The 17,023-nt window shown below is 50.2% G+C and carries 15 protein-coding genes; 7 read left to right on the top strand and 8 right to left on the bottom strand.

What is annotated here, in order from left to right:
- Positions 1 to 15 precede the first annotated feature (15 nt).
- From HUZ68_RS14925 to yeiP, 6 genes are all read right to left on the bottom strand, one after another.
- Positions 16 to 1,572, bottom strand: coding sequence for a cyclic di-GMP phosphodiesterase (locus HUZ68_RS14925; RefSeq protein ID WP_000470592.1), 1,557 nt, complete (start codon positions 1,570 to 1,572; stop codon positions 16 to 18).
- Between the two features lie 180 nt (positions 1,573 to 1,752).
- On the bottom strand, positions 1,753 to 2,319 hold the full coding sequence (mepS, locus tag HUZ68_RS14920; protein WP_000241011.1) for a bifunctional murein DD-endopeptidase/murein LD-carboxypeptidase: 567 nt from the start codon (positions 2,317 to 2,319) through the stop codon (positions 1,753 to 1,755).
- A gap of 411 nt (positions 2,320 to 2,730) precedes the next feature.
- A complete protein-coding gene (lpxT, locus tag HUZ68_RS14915; RefSeq protein ID WP_000594599.1) occupies positions 2,731 to 3,444 on the bottom strand; it encodes a Kdo(2)-lipid A phosphotransferase in 714 nt (237 codons plus the stop codon).
- 38 nt (positions 3,445 to 3,482) lie between these two features.
- A complete protein-coding gene (yeiR, locus tag HUZ68_RS14910) occupies positions 3,483 to 4,469 on the bottom strand; it encodes a zinc-binding GTPase YeiR (RefSeq protein ID WP_094318123.1) in 987 nt (328 codons plus the stop codon).
- Positions 4,470 to 4,587: 118 nt separating this feature from the next.
- On the bottom strand, positions 4,588 to 6,054 hold the full coding sequence (locus HUZ68_RS14905; RefSeq protein WP_001613458.1) for a mannitol dehydrogenase family protein: 1,467 nt from the start codon (positions 6,052 to 6,054) through the stop codon (positions 4,588 to 4,590).
- A 222-nt stretch (positions 6,055 to 6,276) separates the two neighbouring features.
- Entirely contained in the window at positions 6,277 to 6,849 is a 573-nt protein-coding gene (gene yeiP / locus HUZ68_RS14900; protein WP_001136827.1) for an elongation factor P-like protein YeiP, read from the bottom strand.
- Between the two features lie 154 nt (positions 6,850 to 7,003).
- Between yeiP and HUZ68_RS14895 the strand changes: the two genes are divergently transcribed.
- Complete coding sequence (locus tag HUZ68_RS14895; protein WP_000389030.1) at positions 7,004 to 7,258, top strand: YkgJ family cysteine cluster protein; 255 nt, start codon at positions 7,004 to 7,006, stop codon at positions 7,256 to 7,258.
- Here HUZ68_RS14895 and setB read toward each other — a convergent pair.
- A complete protein-coding gene (gene setB / locus HUZ68_RS14890; RefSeq protein WP_069906318.1) occupies positions 7,255 to 8,436 on the bottom strand; it encodes a sugar efflux transporter SetB in 1,182 nt (393 codons plus the stop codon). The genes HUZ68_RS14895 and setB overlap by 4 nt on opposite strands.
- A gap of 367 nt (positions 8,437 to 8,803) precedes the next feature.
- Here setB and fruB point away from each other — a divergent pair, with 367 nt between their 5' ends.
- The 6 genes from fruB (at position 8,804) to HUZ68_RS14860 (ending at position 16,215) form a co-directional block, all read left to right on the top strand.
- Complete coding sequence (fruB, locus tag HUZ68_RS14885) at positions 8,804 to 9,934, top strand: fused PTS fructose transporter subunit IIA/HPr protein (protein WP_000487246.1); 1,131 nt, start codon at positions 8,804 to 8,806, stop codon at positions 9,932 to 9,934.
- On the top strand, positions 9,934 to 10,872 hold the full coding sequence (gene fruK, locus HUZ68_RS14880; protein WP_000091263.1) for a 1-phosphofructokinase: 939 nt from the start codon (positions 9,934 to 9,936) through the stop codon (positions 10,870 to 10,872). Before fruB ends, fruK begins: the two co-directional genes overlap by 1 nt.
- 16 nt (positions 10,873 to 10,888) lie before the next feature.
- A complete protein-coding gene (gene fruA / locus HUZ68_RS14875; RefSeq protein WP_000854439.1) occupies positions 10,889 to 12,580 on the top strand; it encodes a PTS fructose transporter subunit IIBC in 1,692 nt (563 codons plus the stop codon).
- Between the two features lie 423 nt (positions 12,581 to 13,003).
- Positions 13,004 to 13,945: a pseudouridine kinase gene (locus HUZ68_RS14870; protein ID WP_001208138.1), complete on the top strand. Its 942-nt coding sequence runs from the start codon at positions 13,004 to 13,006 to the stop codon at positions 13,943 to 13,945.
- Positions 13,933 to 14,871: a pseudouridine-5'-phosphate glycosidase gene (gene psuG, locus HUZ68_RS14865; protein WP_032224464.1), complete on the top strand. Its 939-nt coding sequence runs from the start codon at positions 13,933 to 13,935 to the stop codon at positions 14,869 to 14,871. The genes HUZ68_RS14870 and psuG overlap by 13 nt, the downstream gene beginning before the upstream one ends.
- 93 nt (positions 14,872 to 14,964) lie before the next feature.
- The gene (locus tag HUZ68_RS14860; RefSeq protein WP_001389701.1) at positions 14,965 to 16,215 is read left to right on the top strand and encodes a NupC/NupG family nucleoside CNT transporter; all 1,251 of its coding nucleotides are present in this window, start codon (positions 14,965 to 14,967) and stop codon (positions 16,213 to 16,215) included.
- Positions 16,216 to 16,285: 70 nt separating this feature from the next.
- Here HUZ68_RS14860 and HUZ68_RS14855 read toward each other — a convergent pair whose 3' ends face one another.
- Positions 16,286 to 16,984, bottom strand: coding sequence for a transcriptional regulator YeiL (locus HUZ68_RS14855; RefSeq protein WP_000658575.1), 699 nt, complete (start codon positions 16,982 to 16,984; stop codon positions 16,286 to 16,288).
- Positions 16,985 to 17,023: the final 39 nt, after the last annotated feature.

The raw sequence follows: 17,023 nt of genomic DNA, 5'->3' as shown, positions 1-17,023 counted from the left end.
GGACGTAAGCACACCTTACCACTGCGGCGTATACGGTTTCTTCAGCCAGCGGACAAAATCGTCCAGCGGTAACGGGCGACTAATCCAGTAGCCTTGCATGAAATTAACGCCGCGTTCGCTTAGCCATCGCGCCTGTTCCGGCGTTTCGACCCCTTCAGCAACCGTCAGCATATTGAGGCGTTTCGCCAGCGTCAGCACCGCGTCAAGTACGGGTGAAGTGATCGTTTCCGTACCGATGGCGTTGATAAATCCACGGTCAATTTTCAGATAATCGAGCGTAAAACGCTCAAGATAGATAAGCGCGCTGTGCCCGGTGCCGAAGTCATCAATAGCAATTTCTATGCCGACCGAGTGCAGCCAGGCGAAGAGTTGTGTGGCTTCTTGCTCTTTCAGCATATCGCGCTCGGTAATTTCCAGCACAATCTGGAAATGGTGTGCGGGCAGGGAAGTGAGCAGTTTCTGGATATCTGCTTTAAAGCTTTCGCTGTGCAGATGGTCCGGCGCAATGTTAATACCAAATTTGACGCCTACCGGCAGCACTTTTTCTAATTCTGCGGCATCGCGGGCAATTAACTCAAACAGGTGCTGAGTCAGCGGCACAATCATCTTTTGAGATTCGGCAAAGTTAATGAAGGCATCCGGGGGAATTTCTCCCGCGACAGGATGCCGCCAGCGTAGCAGTACTTCCAGGCCCGTTACTCGCAAAGCTTGTGTATCCACCACCGGTTGATACGCCACGTAAAATTGTTCGCGCTTGATGGCGGTCATGATTTCTCTGCCGGGGCGCATACGTACGCTCATCAGGTAATAGCAGAGCAGGCCAACGACAGTTCCACTCATGCCGCCCAGTAAAAATGCGTACCACACATCGTTCCATGTCCAGTCATCTGCATAAAGCCGAACGGTCAGAGGAATGCCCGCAATTTTAGTTTCACGGACTGGCATGTCGGTTAATTCATTAACGTTCATCAAACGTGAAGAAAAGGTAGATAGCGCAGTATTACCAATAATGAGGGCGACGCCATCGTAATCTTCCTGCCTTGAACTATAAAAGAGAGAAGGCGTCAGGTTGAGATTCAGAGCGGCAAAGACGCCGCTATTTTTCAGCAAAGGGTTGCGATACCAGATGACGATTGCGGGTTTGTTCGGCACCATCGGCGTGCCGGGTAAGATCGCCATATCGACGTTTTTATTAATGTCGAGCGCCGGAATCAATTCATTGAGTGGAATGTCCATCTCACCGGTCGCAGATGAACAGAATGTTTTTTTATCTTTCACCAGCACAAACGTACGGACATTCATGCTAAACGCCGCGCGGGCGGTCAGTTCGGGGTTAGCCTGCTGGCAGGTATCTAAGGTCAGCGGCTGGAGCCGGTCAGTAGTGGATTTCAGGTCGGCAAAATAGGTATCGAGATACTTTTGTACGTCGGTAATCAGTGTGTCGTATTTGACTTCGTGCTTATGCCAGGCCACTAAAAACTGAAGGCAACTCACCAGTATCGCAATCATTACGCCTGCAACAATGCAGGTAAGCAGGAGCTTACGTCCAGAATTGGGAGCGCGTATGAACATGATTCCGTTAATTTCCTGAAATTACGACAACATTTAAAAGATAACAATGACCGGACTATAGCCTGGATCAAGACGCGGAAACATCATTTTCTCTGATGAATGAAAACAAAAAAGCACTGCCTAAGCAGTGCTTTCAGTTAACTCGTCAGGATAGCCAAGGGATTGCATCCAAACGGTTTATTAGCTGCGGCTGAGAACCCGGCGTGCTTCGTTGTAACGCTTCTTCCAGTACGGTTCATTCATGCTGGAAATAATAACACCACTGCTGGTGGAAGCATGGACAAACTGATTGTTGCCGATATAAATACCGACATGGCGTCCCGTTGAACCGGCACGGAACAGAACTAAATCACCCGTACGCAAATTACTGCGGGAAACAGATTTACCCATTTCCTGCTGTTCGTAAGTCGAACGCGGAAGTTCTAAGCCAAATTGCTCACGGAATGTACGCTGTACAAAACCAGAACAATCGATACCTTTTTTAGTGCTGCCGCCCAGACGATAACGTACGCCTTTCCAGTCAGCATACTGATCCATAATTCGCGATTTTACGTCGACATTACGAACCAGGTTTTCAAATTCATCCTGAGAAGCTTGCAGTGATGATGTTTCACTACCCACTGCACGTGTCTCAGGATGCATATTCTTTGCGGTGTTATTTGCACTACATGCAGAAAGCAGAACCGCTACTGCAATCGCGGGGATCCCGCGCAAGATATATCTCAAAATCGGTTGAGATTTGACCATGTTGTTTGTTTTCCCTTGAAGTCCTTAACGACAAATATCGTTATAAAAAAATGCCAAGCGACACGAGACTAATTACCTGGGCATGTTGAAACAATTCCTTAAGGCCAAATCTGTGGACTAACGCACAAAATTATATGCTGTGAGGATAATCTAACGCCGAGGCAAAACGAGTTCGAGATTACCCGATTGGTGCGGTCTTGGCGAGCGGTTTTACATGATTTTTTATAAGAAAAAGTGATACAGAAAGTTAATAAGCGGGATTGGTCAATTAAAGTACGATTGAGTGAAACGCATGCAATCCATTCATTTACTTAGAGAATGATTTTTGCGTTCGATAGATGAAAGCACGGTGCGCATCATCAGGATTATCCTCACTATAAAAATAAACCTGATGATGTTAATTACTGTGAGTTATTTGTTTTGGAAATGTTTGTTTTTTCCCGGTAGTGATTTGTCAAAAAAGGTGATTAATCGATCACTTAATGGCGTCAGCAACACCCAGGGCAAACCGATCAATATCACGGTCATCGAACCGACAATGATGTCAGTAAACCAGTGTGCGCCAATCATTACTCTGGGAAACGCAAAAACCACAAAAATAATAAGGGCGATAAGACCTGCAACTTTGCCGAAATAACGCCACATGAATGCCGAAAAAATAAGCAGCATCATGCCGTGATCGCCGGGAAAGCTATCTCGTGAGGCATCTTTCGTGGGGACAGAGAGCAGTTCGCTGACGCGGTTAATATCGGTAAAAGTCAATGTTGGGCTGGCCCGTTTTACAGGAATTAATGCCTGACCCAGCTGGTTTAATACCACTGCAGTTAATAGCATGACCAGACCAATAATCACGATACGTCGTCTGCCTGGGGCGTTTTCTTTCAGCCAGAAACTCAGCATCAACATTCCCATCGCCAGCAGTGAACAACCGTCGAAAGCGCGATTGTTGGTTAATGCAACCAGCCACAAAAAGGCCTTACTTTCGACCAGTTTCTGATTAAAGAAATAAAAAATATCCGCATCAATCGGCAACCAGAATCCATGATTAACGGGAATATACCAGGAAAGAAACAGCGCGAGGCCGACAATATTCAACAACACTATTTGCGGCAAATTTTTAATCATATTTTCTCTAATTATCTTACTGAAAAACGCAGGCAACCTTACGCGGTAGTCGCTAAACGAAGCTTCAACAGCGCGCTCTGCAAGGCATTCCAGTCAGCTTCGCTGCTGGAAATCAGCTCAATACGGCTGTCCGGTGGCGCAACGTTTTGCGTTTCAATGTGCAGGTCATCGCCCTGACGGTTGATTCGCACCAGCCCTTCGGGAATACGCAGCACGCCTTTGACGCGTTCTACCGGTGCAAGTCGCGCCCATTCCAGAATGCCAATGGTGTCGAATACCGTATCAGCGTCGAATATCCAGCCGCAGGCCTGATATCCTTGCCCGCTGTTCAGACTGCGACGCCAGCGTTGATGCTCTGGCAGGCTTAACGCTGCTAACCCTTTTTTCACGCCATGCTGATGAGAATGCGCGGCGCTGGCGGGCAATTCGGCTAAATTGCGACGCGGCAAATCCAGAAGATGACCGTCAACTTTCCCATGCGCGCTGTGAATTAATTGCCGATCGCCACCATTTTGCTGCCACCAACGTTGTAACGCTTGCTCGCTTTCAGGTGTAGCGCGATCGGATTTATTGGCGACAATAATGTCGGCGGCAGCCAGCTGGTCACGGAAGTTTTCATTGCTGACGCTTTTTTCGTCCAGCAGCAGGCGAGGATCGAGAATGCACAAGGTGGCGCGCAGATCGATCCACGGTTCATAGACCGGCGCGGTTAACAGATCGAGGATCTGTTTCGGATGACCCAGTCCGGTCGGCTCTATCAGCAAGCGGTCAGGTTTTCCCTGGCGCAGGAGGGTATTCAGCCCCACCTGCATAGGTAAACCATTGACGCAACACATGCAGCCGCCAGGGATCTCTTTCAGCAATGCGCCACTATCTGCGAGCAAAGCGCCATCTATTCCGACTTCCCCAAATTCATTAACCAGAACCGCCCATTTTTCGTTTGGATCTTTGTGGGCTAGCAGATGAAGGATAGAGGTTGTTTTCCCGCTGCCGAGAAAACCGGTGATGAGGTTGGTCCTGGTCACAACGGCTCCGCAATAATCAGATGAGTTAACTGTGCGTTAATCCTGGCTAAAAAAGCCGGAAAAGAGAAGAGAGAGGGCGGACGAAGCGATGCTCCATCCGCTTTAACCGCAGAAATCGTTAAATTTTGAGGGTGTTTAATAGCGCCTGATGCGCGCCGAACTGCGCGATTTGTTGCCAGGCTTGTTCGATTGCCTGCACAAAATGCGGGTTATCTGGCAGATCATCACCGAAAACTTCACGCAGGGAAAGCAGGGCGGTGACGCGTTGTTCACTGCTGCTGCCCGCAACAAGTTCGCGAATTTTATCGCTAAGCGGATCGCGAACATCAATGGCATTTCCGGCATCATCAACGCCGCTGACGTAACGCATCCAGCCTGCAACGCCTAATGCCAGCAACGACCAGTCCGTTTCGCGCCCCAGATGTATGCGAATACCTGCCAGCATGCGTTGCGGTAATTTCTGGCTGCCATCCATCGCGATTTGCCAGGTCTTATGTTTCAGCGCCGGATTAGCAAAACGTGCAATTAACTTATCCGCATATTGTGTTAAATCGACATCTTTAATCCGCAGTGTCGGCGCTTGCTCATCCAGCATTAATGTTCTGGCGGCATGGCGAAATGCGCGATCCTGCATGCAATCACTGATATGGGCGAATCCTGAGAGGTAACCCAGATAAGCGAGAAAAGAGTGGCTGCCGTTAAGCATACGCAGTTTCATCTCTTCCCATGGCAGGACATCATTCACCATTTGTACACCTGCGACTTCCCAGGCAGGACGCCCAGCGACGAAGTTATCTTCCACCACCCACTGGATAAACGGTTCGCAGCTAATCGCGCAGGGATCATTTACCCCCAGATGCTGGCTGATTTCTGCCAGTGATTCGGCGGTTGCAGCCGGAACAATGCGGTCGACCATGGTTCCCGGAAAACTGACGTGTTCTTTTATCCACCCGGCGAGTTCTGGCGAACGTTTTTCTGCCATTCCCAGCACCGCGTTTTTCACCACATGGCCATTGTCGGGAATATTGTCGCAGGAGAGCACGGTAAACGGTGTAAGGCCGCGCTCACGGCGGCGTTTCAGTGCTTCGACGAGAATACCTGGCGCGGAGTGAGGTTCTTCAGGGGTTTGTAGATCGTGAATAATCCGCGGATTGCTGGTGTCGAGTGCACCGGTGGCCGGGTCAATACAATAGCCTTTTTCGGTAATCGTCAGGGAAACAATTGCCACCTGTGGCTCGCAAAATTTCTCAATAATTGCCGCTAAGGAATCCAGTTTTGCATTCAGGCATTCGTGAACGGCACCGACGATTATCGCCTGATTGCCGTCCGCCCCTTTCTCCAGCACGGTATATAAATGGTTCTGTGCGCGGAGCTGGCTCATCAGTTGATCACCGCTGAACAAGCTGATTTCACAGATCCCCCAGTCGCCGCCCTGGGCATTCAGCACACGATCGGTCAGTAACGCCTGATGTGCGCGGTGAAAGGCTCCAAAGCCAAAATGAACGATACGTGATTGCAACTGCTGGCGATCGTAGCGTGGAGCGTGTACATGATGCGGGAGCGTAACGGAGGCGATTGTATTCATAGGAGTCACGTCTTAGTAACGATTAATTAACAATGATAGTGTAAAGTTATATGACAGCAATTGAAATTGGTCTGGATTGTTAATGCGATGAAGTGTGAGGGCGATCAATCAACGAGTGAAAATTGCGGGCATAAGGTGTTCAGGAAGCGCAAAATAGAAGATTGGTATAATAAATTAAAAAAGGGACAGCCTGAGCTATCCCTTTTCTGCATGCGGCTGAAGTTAGTCAGCACGCCCCATATAACGGCGTTCTTCGATATGGATACGAATTTTTTCGCCCGGGCTTAAGTATTCTGGTACCTGAATCACCAGACCAGTGCTCAATGTCGCCGGTTTGTTACGGGCGCTGGCAGATGCCCCTTTGATGCCTGGTGCGGTTTCAACGATTTCCAGATCAACGGTCTGCGGCAGCTCAAGCGCCAGCAGTTGACCGTCCCAGGTCAGCACCTGCATGTCCGGCATGCCGCCTTCTGGCATAAACAGCAACTCTTCTTCAATCTGATCTTTGGTGAAGGTATACGGAGTATAGTCTTCTTTATCCATAAAGACATATTCGTTGCCATCGACATAGGAGAAGTCAACGTAACGGCGGGTCAGCGTCACGGTGTCAACGATATCATCTCCTTTGAAACGCTCTTCTACTTTCAGCCCGGTACGGACATCAGAAAAACGCATTTTGTACAGCGTAGCGGCACCGCGGGCAGTGGGCGACTGAATATCAATGTCCTTAACCAGCAGCAGTTTGCCGTTGTAATTCAGTACCATACCTTTTTTAATTTCGTTCGCTCTTGGCATCGAAAAATTCCTGTAGTCGAAAATGTCAAAAATATCGCGACAAAGTACTCGCGACGGGCCTTTCGGGCAAGTGGTATTCGCACTTTTGCTGGTGCAAAAAAGGTGGTACTGTGCGCGCTCATCAATCCGGTGGTTAACCTTAAGAGAACAACGTATGGAATGCCGTCCGGGTTGCGGGGCGTGTTGCACTGCCCCTTCAATTTCCAGCCCTATTCCCGGTATGCCAGATGGCAAGCCCGCCAATACGCCCTGCATTCAGCTTGATGAACAGCAACGCTGTAAAATTTTCACCTCGCCACTGCGGCCGAAAGTCTGTGCAGGCTTACAAGCCAGCGCTGAAATGTGCGGTAACTCGCGTCAGCAGGCAATGACCTGGCTTATCGATCTGGAAATGCTGACCGCGCCTTAAACATCTTTAATCCGCAGTAAGCAAAACAGAGTGGCGATAATCATCACCATCGCAAACCAGAACACAGCGTGATAATTCCAGATCTCGGCGACGATGCCCGCTACAGATCCTGCGATGATCCAGCCCACGCGCGACGTGTTGGTATAGAGCGTGGTGGCTGAACCTGCCTGACCGGGCATCAAATCCTGAAAATAGAGCATCCCGATGCCGCCCAGAATGCCAATAAAAATAGCATTTAGCAGCTGCAAGCCCAACAGAATGGCAGGTGAATGCGCCATCAGCATTCCTGCGTAAAAACAGACGCCACCCACGGCAGCAACGCGCATTAAGAAACGCTTACCCAGACGTTTGGCGAAATATCCGGCAATCAACATCGTCGGGATTTCCAGCCCGGCGGCGGTCCCCATCATCACACCGGCCAGTTTCTCGGGAAGATGCAGTTCGTTGATAATAAATAGCGGCATGTTGATGATGTACAGGCTGTTCGAGCCCCACATCAATGTACAAATGACAAACAGCAGCAGCGTATCGCGACGGTTACGGCGCGGCGCTTCGATCGTGCCGGTCGCCAGCGGAAGCTCTTTTTGCATCGACGGTAAAAACAGCCACACCATCACACCGCAAACAATAAACGCTACCGCTGCGCTCAGATACATTACCGTAAAGCTGAAACCCATCGCTAAGGCATAAGCCAGCGGTGGGCCAATGACCCATGCCAGTGAAACCTGAGCGCGTAAAAAAGAGCTGAACATCACCGCCTCACGTCCGGTTTTGTCGGCATGTTCACGGGCAAGGGCAAACATTTGCGGGTTAGCGGTCGAGCCAAAGCTGCTAAGAAAGACGCCAACGAATAGCAAAACAAAGTAGTTGCGATTCCAGGCAAAAAGGGTGCAGGCCAGCACGCCTAACAGGCAGCAAAAGACAATCAGCGATTTGCGATCGCCGCGCTTATCAGAGCGCCCGGCGAGAAACTGACTCACCAGAATCCCAATGACAGCGCTGCCGGTAAAGAAGAATCCCACCATCGCCGGACGGGCATGTACTTCATCGGTAAGAAAAATACTGAGTGTCGGGGTTTGCAGAGCGCCCGCAATACCGGTGAGAAAGGCAACGATTAAAAACGCCGTCGAGGTCAGGTCAAACGATTTCGCGCTGGAGACTGCGGGGGAGTTATGCATGCTGGTCGATCACTGGAAGAGGAAGACGCGGAGTTTACGCTGCTTGTCAGAAAATAAACAGACAGCGAAATCAAAAGCGCCACGAATAATCAAAATGCCATTTCACTGTTGCTGATTGGCTGCTGACGCTGCTGAAATGAAATTGCTGATAACGGATTTTCCCATCAGCAATTAGGAAAAATGACAAAAAATTGTGCAGCACATCAAACTTTTGCTCATAACTTTACGGCTTTCCTTGCGTGCTGAAACAGAAGTATTATGCTTTCTTGAAACGTTTCAGCGCGATCTTGTCTTTAACCCTAAGCCAGGTTGGCGCTTTTTTTCTCATAGAAGCTGAATCGTTTCAATTCAGCAAGAGAGGAGAACTATGTTCCAGTTATCCGTACAGGACATCCATCCGGGCGAAAAGGCCGGAGACAAAGAAGAGGCGATTCGCCAGGTCGCTGCGGCGCTGGTGCAGGCCGGTAATGTAGCAGAAGGCTACGTCAATGGCATGCTGGCGCGCGAACAGCAAACCTCAACGTTCCTCGGCAATGGTATTGCTATTCCACACGGCACTACCGACACCCGCGATCAGGTGCTGAAAACCGGCGTTCAGGTATTTCAGTTCCCGGAAGGCGTCACTTGGGGTGACGGTCAGGTAGCGTACGTAGCGATCGGTATTGCTGCGAGCTCGGATGAGCATCTGGGCCTGCTACGCCAGCTGACCCACGTACTGAGCGATGATTCCGTTGCTGAACAACTGAAGTCAGCAACAACAGCAGAAGAACTTCGCGCATTGCTGATGGGCGAAAAGCAGAGTGAGCAGCTGAAGCTCGACAACGAAATGCTGACGTTGGATATCGTCGCCAGCGATCTGCTAACTCTTCAGGCGCTGAACGCTGCGCGTCTGAAAGAGGCGGGGGCAGTTGACGCCACTTTCGTCACCAAAGCCATCAATGAACAACCGCTGAACCTCGGACAGGGCATCTGGCTGAGCGATAGCGCCGAAGGCAATCTGCGTAGCGCGATTGCGGTAAGCCGTGCGGCAAATGCTTTTGATGTGGACGGCGAAACGGCAGCCATGCTGGTGAGTGTGGCGATGAATGACGATCAGCCCATTGCGGTTCTTAAGCGTCTCGCTGATTTGTTGCTCGACAATAAAGCTGACCGCTTGCTGAAAGCGGATGCGGCAACGTTGCTGGCGCTGCTGACCAGCGATGATGCGCCGACCGACGACGTGTTAAGCGCGGAGTTTGTGGTGCGCAATGAACACGGCCTGCATGCTCGTCCAGGTACCATGCTGGTCAACACCATTAAACAATTTAACAGTGATATTACCGTGACAAACCTTGATGGCACCGGCAAACCGGCAAACGGACGTAGTCTGATGAAAGTTGTGGCACTTGGCGTTAAGAAAGGTCATCGCCTACGCTTTACCGCCCAGGGTGCAGATGCTGAACAGGCGCTGAAAGCAATCGGCGACGCTATCGCTGCTGGTCTTGGGGAGGGCGCATAATGAGCAGACGTGTTGCTACTATCACCCTTAATCCGGCTTATGACCTTGTTGGTTTCTGCCCGGAAATTGAACGCGGCGAAGTGAACCTGGTGAAAACCACCGGTCTGCATGCGGCGGGTAAAGGCATCAACGTGGCCAAAGTATTAAAAGACCTGGGAATTGATGTCACCGTTGGCGGCTTCCTCGGTAAAGACAATCAGGATGGTTTTCAGCAACTGTTCAGCGAGCTGGGCATTGCCAACCGTTTCCAGGTTGTACAGGGGCGCACCCGAATTAACGTTAAGCTGACGGAAAAAGACGGCGAAGTGACCGACTTCAACTTCTCGGGTTTTGAAGTCACCCCCGCCGACTGGGAACGCTTTGTGACTGATTCTCTGAGCTGGCTCGGTCAGTTCGATATGGTCTGTGTCAGCGGAAGCTTACCGTCAGGCGTCAGCCCGGAAGCGTTCACCGACTGGATGACTCGCCTGCGTAGTCAGTGCCCTTGCATTATCTTTGATAGTAGCCGTGAAGCGTTAGTAGCAGGTTTGAAAGCGGCACCGTGGCTGGTGAAACCTAACCGCCGCGAGCTGGAAATCTGGGCAGGCCGTAAACTGCCTGAAATGAAAGATGTGATTGAAGCTGCGCATGCGCTGCGTGAACAAGGTATTGCGCATGTCGTTATTTCACTGGGTGCCGAAGGCGCGCTTTGGGTTAATGCCTCCGGCGAATGGATCGCCAAACCACCGTCAGTCGATGTCGTAAGCACCGTTGGCGCAGGGGATTCTATGGTTGGTGGCCTGATTTATGGCTTGCTAATGCGTGAATCCAGTGAACACACACTGCGTCTGGCGACTGCTGTTGCAGCCCTGGCGGTAAGTCAAAGCAATGTGGGTATTACCGATCGTCCGCAGTTGGCCGCAATGATGGCGCGCGTCGACTTACAACCTTTTAACTGACAGCAGGAGAGGCATAATGAAAACGCTGCTGATTATTGACGCTAATCTCGGTCAGGCACGCGCCTATATGGCGAAGACCCTGCTGGGCGCGGCGGCGCGAAAAGCAAAACTGGAAATCATCGACAATCCGAACGACGCAGAAATGGCGATTGTTCTCGGTGATTCCATCCCGAATGACAGCGCGCTGAACGGTAAAAATGTCTGGCTGGGCGATATTTCCCGGGCAGTTGCGCACCCTGAGCTGTTCCTGAGTGAAGCCAAAGGCCATGCGAAACCTTACACTGCGCCGGTCGCTGCGACAGCACCGGTTGCCGCCAGCGGTCCGAAACGCGTAGTTGCGGTGACTGCTTGCCCGACTGGCGTAGCACACACCTTTATGGCGGCTGAAGCCATTGAAACCGAAGCGAAAAAACGTGGCTGGTGGGTGAAAGTTGAAACCCGTGGTTCTGTTGGTGCGGGTAATGCAATCACCCCCGAAGAAGTAGCCGCAGCGGATCTGGTGATTGTGGCGGCAGATATCGAAGTGGATCTGGCGAAATTTGCTGGTAAACCGATGTATCGTACCTCTACCGGTCTGGCGCTGAAGAAAACCGCGCAGGAACTGGATAAAGCGGTTGCTGAAGCAACGCCGTATGAACCGGCGGGCAAAGCTCAAACGGCGACCTCTGAAGGTAAGAAAGAGAGTGCAGGCGCATACCGTCACTTGCTGACGGGCGTCTCTTACATGCTGCCGATGGTCGTTGCAGGTGGTCTGTGTATCGCGCTTTCTTTTGCTTTTGGTATCGAAGCGTTTAAAGAGCCGGGTACGTTGGCAGCGGCGCTGATGCAGATTGGTGGTGGTTCAGCCTTTGCGCTGATGGTGCCGGTACTGGCAGGTTACATTGCCTTCTCCATTGCCGATCGTCCGGGTCTCACGCCGGGTCTGATTGGCGGTATGCTGGCGGTCAGCACCGGTTCTGGCTTCATTGGCGGTATTATTGCGGGCTTCCTGGCTGGTTACATTGCGAAGTTAATCAGTACGCAACTGAAACTGCCACAGAGTATGGAGGCGCTGAAACCGATCCTGATCATTCCGCTAATTTCCAGTCTGGTGGTCGGTCTGGCGATGATCTACCTGATCGGTAAACCGGTTGCTGGCATTCTCGAAGGGTTGACTCACTGGCTGCAGACCATGGGGACTGCGAATGCGGTTCTGCTGGGGGCGATCCTCGGTGGCATGATGTGTACTGACATGGGCGGACCGGTAAATAAAGCAGCGTACGCATTCGGTGTGGGTCTGCTGAGTACTCAAACCTATGGCCCGATGGCGGCGATTATGGCGGCAGGTATGGTGCCACCGCTGGCAATGGGTCTGGCAACAATGGTGGCGCGTCGCAAATTCGACAAAGCGCAGCAGGAAGGTGGCAAAGCCGCTCTGGTTCTTGGTCTGTGCTTTATTTCGGAAGGTGCAATTCCGTTTGCTGCTCGTGATCCGATGCGTGTGCTGCCGTGTTGTATCGTTGGTGGGGCGCTGACTGGCGCAATCTCAATGGCGATTGGTGCGAAACTGATGGCACCGCACGGTGGTCTATTTGTTCTGCTGATCCCTGGCGCTATTACGCCGGTACTGGGTTACCTGGTAGCAATTATTGCCGGTACGCTGGTGGCGGGTTTGGCCTATGCCTTCCTGAAACGTCCGGAAGTGGACGCAGTAGCGAAAGCCGCGTAATAAAAGGTGTGTTACAGGGCAGAAATTTCCTGCCCTGTATCATTGGATGAGCGCAAAGAGAATGACCGGTTTGTGAATGTAATTTTATGAATTTAAATGGTTTTATCTTTTAGTAGAAACCTGAAACGTTCATCAAACACTAAGGTTATTTCCTCAAGGGCAGATTATTTTCTGCCCTTTTTTAGTGTTCCTGTTCTGTGCATCCCGTCACAAATTCCTCGCTTTTGTAATTCTGACATTTAATCGCATTTTGTGAGCCTGCTCAAATCTGCCCGCTTTGCCTCTCTGGCGGCAATTTACTTTACGTAAAACATGCATACTATGAGCACATGTTTAAATATGAACACATGTTTAAACCGTCTTTGCAGTATCTATATTCTTGTGGATTGACAGGGTTGGTAATTTTTTACCAGAGGACGTGCTATGCGCGAAAAGGATTATGTCGTAATTATAGGCTCGGCGAATATTGATGTCGCCGGATATTCACATGAATCATTAAATTATGCGGATTCAAATCCAGGTAAAATAAAATTTACGCCTGGTGGGGTAGGGCGCAATATTGCACAAAACCTGGCGTTGCTGGGTAATAAAGCCTGGCTACTGAGCGCCGTAGGCAGTGATTTTTATGGCCAATCGCTGCTAACGCAAACCAATCAATCTGGCGTTTATGTCGATAAATGCCTGATTGTGCCGGGAGAAAATACGTCGAGCTATTTATCATTACTCGATAATACCGGTGAAATGCTGGTTGCTATAAATGACATGAATATTAGCAACGCTATTACAGCTGAATATCTCGCACAGCACCGTGAATTTATTCAGAGGGCAAAGGTCATTGTCGCGGACTGTAATATCAGTGAAGAGGCACTGGCATGGATTCTGGATAATGCTGCCAACGTACCCGTATTTGTCGATCCGGTTTCAGCGTGGAAATGTGTCAAAGTGCGCGACCGTCTAAATCAGATCCACACTCTGAAGCCAAACCGCCTTGAAGCGGAAACCCTGAGTGGGATTGCGCTGTCAGGGCGTGAAGATGTGGCAAAAGTTGCTGCCTGGTTCCATCAACATGGCCTGAACCGACTGGTATTGAGCATGGGCGGCGATGGCGTTTATTACAGTGATATCAGCGGTGAAAGTGGCTGGTCTGCCCCGATCAAAACCAATGTTATTAATGTTACCGGAGCGGGCGATGCCATGATGGCGGGACTTGCTTCGTGTTGGGTAGACGGAATGCCGTTTGCCGAATCTGTTCGTTTCGCACAGGGATGTTCGTCAATGGCGCTCTCCTGTGAATACACCAATAACCCCGATTTATCGATTGCCAACGTTATATCGTTAGTGGAGAACGCAGAATGTCTGAATTAAAAATTTCCCCTGAATTATTACAAATTTCCCCGGAAGTGCAGGACGCTTTAAAAAACAAAAAACCGGTTGTGGCGCTGGAATCGACCATTATTTCTCACGGGATGCCGTTCCCACAAAATGCCCAGACCGCAATTGAAGTTGAAGAAACTATTCGTAAACAGGGCGCAGTACCTGCCACTATCGCCATTATTGGTGGCGTGATGAAAGTGGGTTTAAGCAAAGATGAAATTGAATTACTGGGTCGTGAAGGGCATAACGTGACCAAAGTTAGTCGTCGCGATTTACCTTTTGTTGTTGCCGCCGGAAAAAATGGCGCAACCACTGTGGCTTCAACGATGATTATTGCGGCGCTTGCCGGAATTAAAGTATTTGCCACCGGGGGAATTGGTGGTGTTCATCGCGGGGCGGAACATACCTTCGATATTTCTGCCGATTTGCAAGAACTGGCAAATACTAATGTCACCGTTGTTTGTGCCGGGGCGAAATCTATTCTCGATTTAGGATTAACCACTGAGTATTTAGAAACCTTCGGTGTGCCGTTAATTGGCTATCAGACTAAAGCGCTGCCTGCGTTTTTCTGCCGCACCAGCCCGTTTGACGTCAGCATTCGTCTCGACAGCGCCAGCGAAATTGCCCGTGCAATGGCGGTGAAATGGCAAAGCGGGCTGAACGGTGGCCTCGTGGTAGCGAACCCGATCCCGGAACAGTTTGCGATGCCAGAACACACTATCAATGCGGCGATCGATCAGGCGGTAGCTGAAGCTGAAGCGCAGGGTGTTATTGGTAAAGAAAGTACGCCATTCCTGCTGGCGCGCGTTGCTGAGCTGACCGGCGGTGACAGCCTGAAATCCAACATCCAACTGGTGTTCAACAACGCCATTCTGGCGAGTGAAATTGCCAAAGAATACCAGCGTCTCGCGGGTTAATTTCTGACGGGCAGAAAGCCGTCGCCCGTACTCATCAAACATACCAAAACCTGGCGCTGACGCCGGGTTTACTGGCATGAAGGGAAAATCATTATGGACATAATGAGAAGTGTTGTGGGGATGGTGGTGTTACTGGCAATAGCATTTCTGTTGTCAGTGAATAAAAAGAGCATCAGTTTGCGTACGGTTGGAGCCGCACTACTGCTGCAAATTGCTATTGGTGGCATCATGCTCTATTTTCCGCCGGGAAAGTGGGCTGTAGAACAGGCGGCATTAGGCGTTCATAAAGTGATGTCTTACAGTGATGCCGGTAGCGCCTTCATTTTTGGTTCGCTGGTCGGGCCGAAAATGGATGTCCTCTTTGACGGTGCGGGTTTTATCTTCGCCTTTCGCGTACTCCCGGCGATTATCTTCGTCACTGCGCTCATTAGTTTGCTGTACTACATTGGCGTGATGGGGCTGCTGATTCGCATCCTTGGCAGCATTTTCCAGAAAGCCCTCAACATCAGCAAAATCGAATCTTTTGTTGCGGTTACCACTATTTTCCTCGGGCAAAATGAGATCCCGGCGATCGTTAAACCGTTTATCGATCGCATGAATCGCAACGAGTTGTTTACCGCAATTTGTAGCGGGATGGCGTCCATTGCGGGTTCGATGATGATTGGTTATGCCGGAATGGGCGTACCAATTGACTACCTGTTGGCGGCATCGCTGATGGCGATCCCCGGCGGTATTTTGTTTGCACGTATTCTTAGTCCGGCAACCGAGCCTTCGCAGGTCACATTTGAAAATCTGTCGTTCAGTGAAACGCCGCCAAAAAGCTTTATCGAAGCGGCGGCGAGCGGTGCGATGACCGGGTTGAAAATCGCCGCCGGTGTGGCGACGGTGGTAATGGCGTTTGTCGCAATTATTGCGCTGATTAATGGCATTATCGGCGGAATTGGCGGCTGGTTTGGTTTTACCAATGCTTCTCTGGAAAGTATTTTTGGCTATGTGCTGGCACCGCTGGCGTGGATCATGGGTGTGGACTGGAGTGATGCCAACCTTGCGGGTAGCCTGATTGGGCAGAAACTGGCGATTAACGAATTCGTCGCTTACCTGAGTTTCTCCCCATACCTGCAAACGGGCGGCACGCTGGAAGTGAAAACCATTGCGATTATCTCCTTTGCGCTTTGTGGTTTTGCTAACTTTGGTTCTATCGGTGTTGTCGTTGGCGCATTTTCGGCTATTTCGCCAAAACGTGCACCGGAAATCGCTCAGCTTGGTTTACGGGCGCTGGCAGCAGCAACGCTTTCCAACCTGATGAGTGCGACTATTGCCGGGTTCTTTATTGGTCTGGCGTAATGCTCAATTTGTAGACCGGATAAAACGCATCAAGCGTTGCATCCGGCAATCGTGCTATTGCAAATAATTTTTACTGCATCATCCCGGAGAATTTATTCTCCGGGTCCATCTCCAGCGCCAGCCCTGACAACTGCTTTCTGTTTTTAATTAGATATCCTTTCTTGCTTTTAATTAATAAACCGTCGTGAATGAATTGCGCGAGAACATATAAAAGATGTCGATAAGAAACGCCTAAATACTCTGCCGCTTGCGTATGCTTTTCGTGATAAAGATCACCTTCCTGCGAGAGTAATATAAAAGCTGCCAGGCGATTAACTAACGGAAATGATTGATTCTGAGTTAAAGAAACAATATTACGATAATTTTTATGACTTAAGGTGACGCAGAGTTTTCGTAAAAATAGCGTGTCGTTTAATAACAGCGGGCGGTAATGTTTCATAGGGAGCGCAAGGCACCAACACTCTTCAATAGCCTGCACCGCACGCGGTTCATGGTCTTTGTCGATTAACTCAATCTCGCCAATAAAACAGGGGGCGGCAAAGAAATCGATCAGCGACACGCGACCATTAGCTAGCGTGGCGTAAAGCCTGGCGCGGCCTCGCGTCAGGTAAAACAGCCAGGACGGCTGTTGCCCTTCCTGCACAATGTAGTCACGCGCTAAAAAATGAAACAGCCGCGTATCGGCTGAAACATCCGTTAAAAAGCAATCCTTAAACGCGGATTCACTCATCAATTGCTGCTTAAGATCATTATTGTGGATTTCTTTCACGATGTTTATCCGCTATGAGATTTCTCATATTTAGCATAC

This window comes from Shigella dysenteriae (genome assembly GCF_022354085.1).
GTDB lineage: Bacteria > Pseudomonadota > Gammaproteobacteria > Enterobacterales > Enterobacteriaceae > Escherichia > Escherichia coli.
Note: the sequence above shows the minus strand (reverse complement) of the source record. Positions and strands in the feature narration are given on the sequence as shown.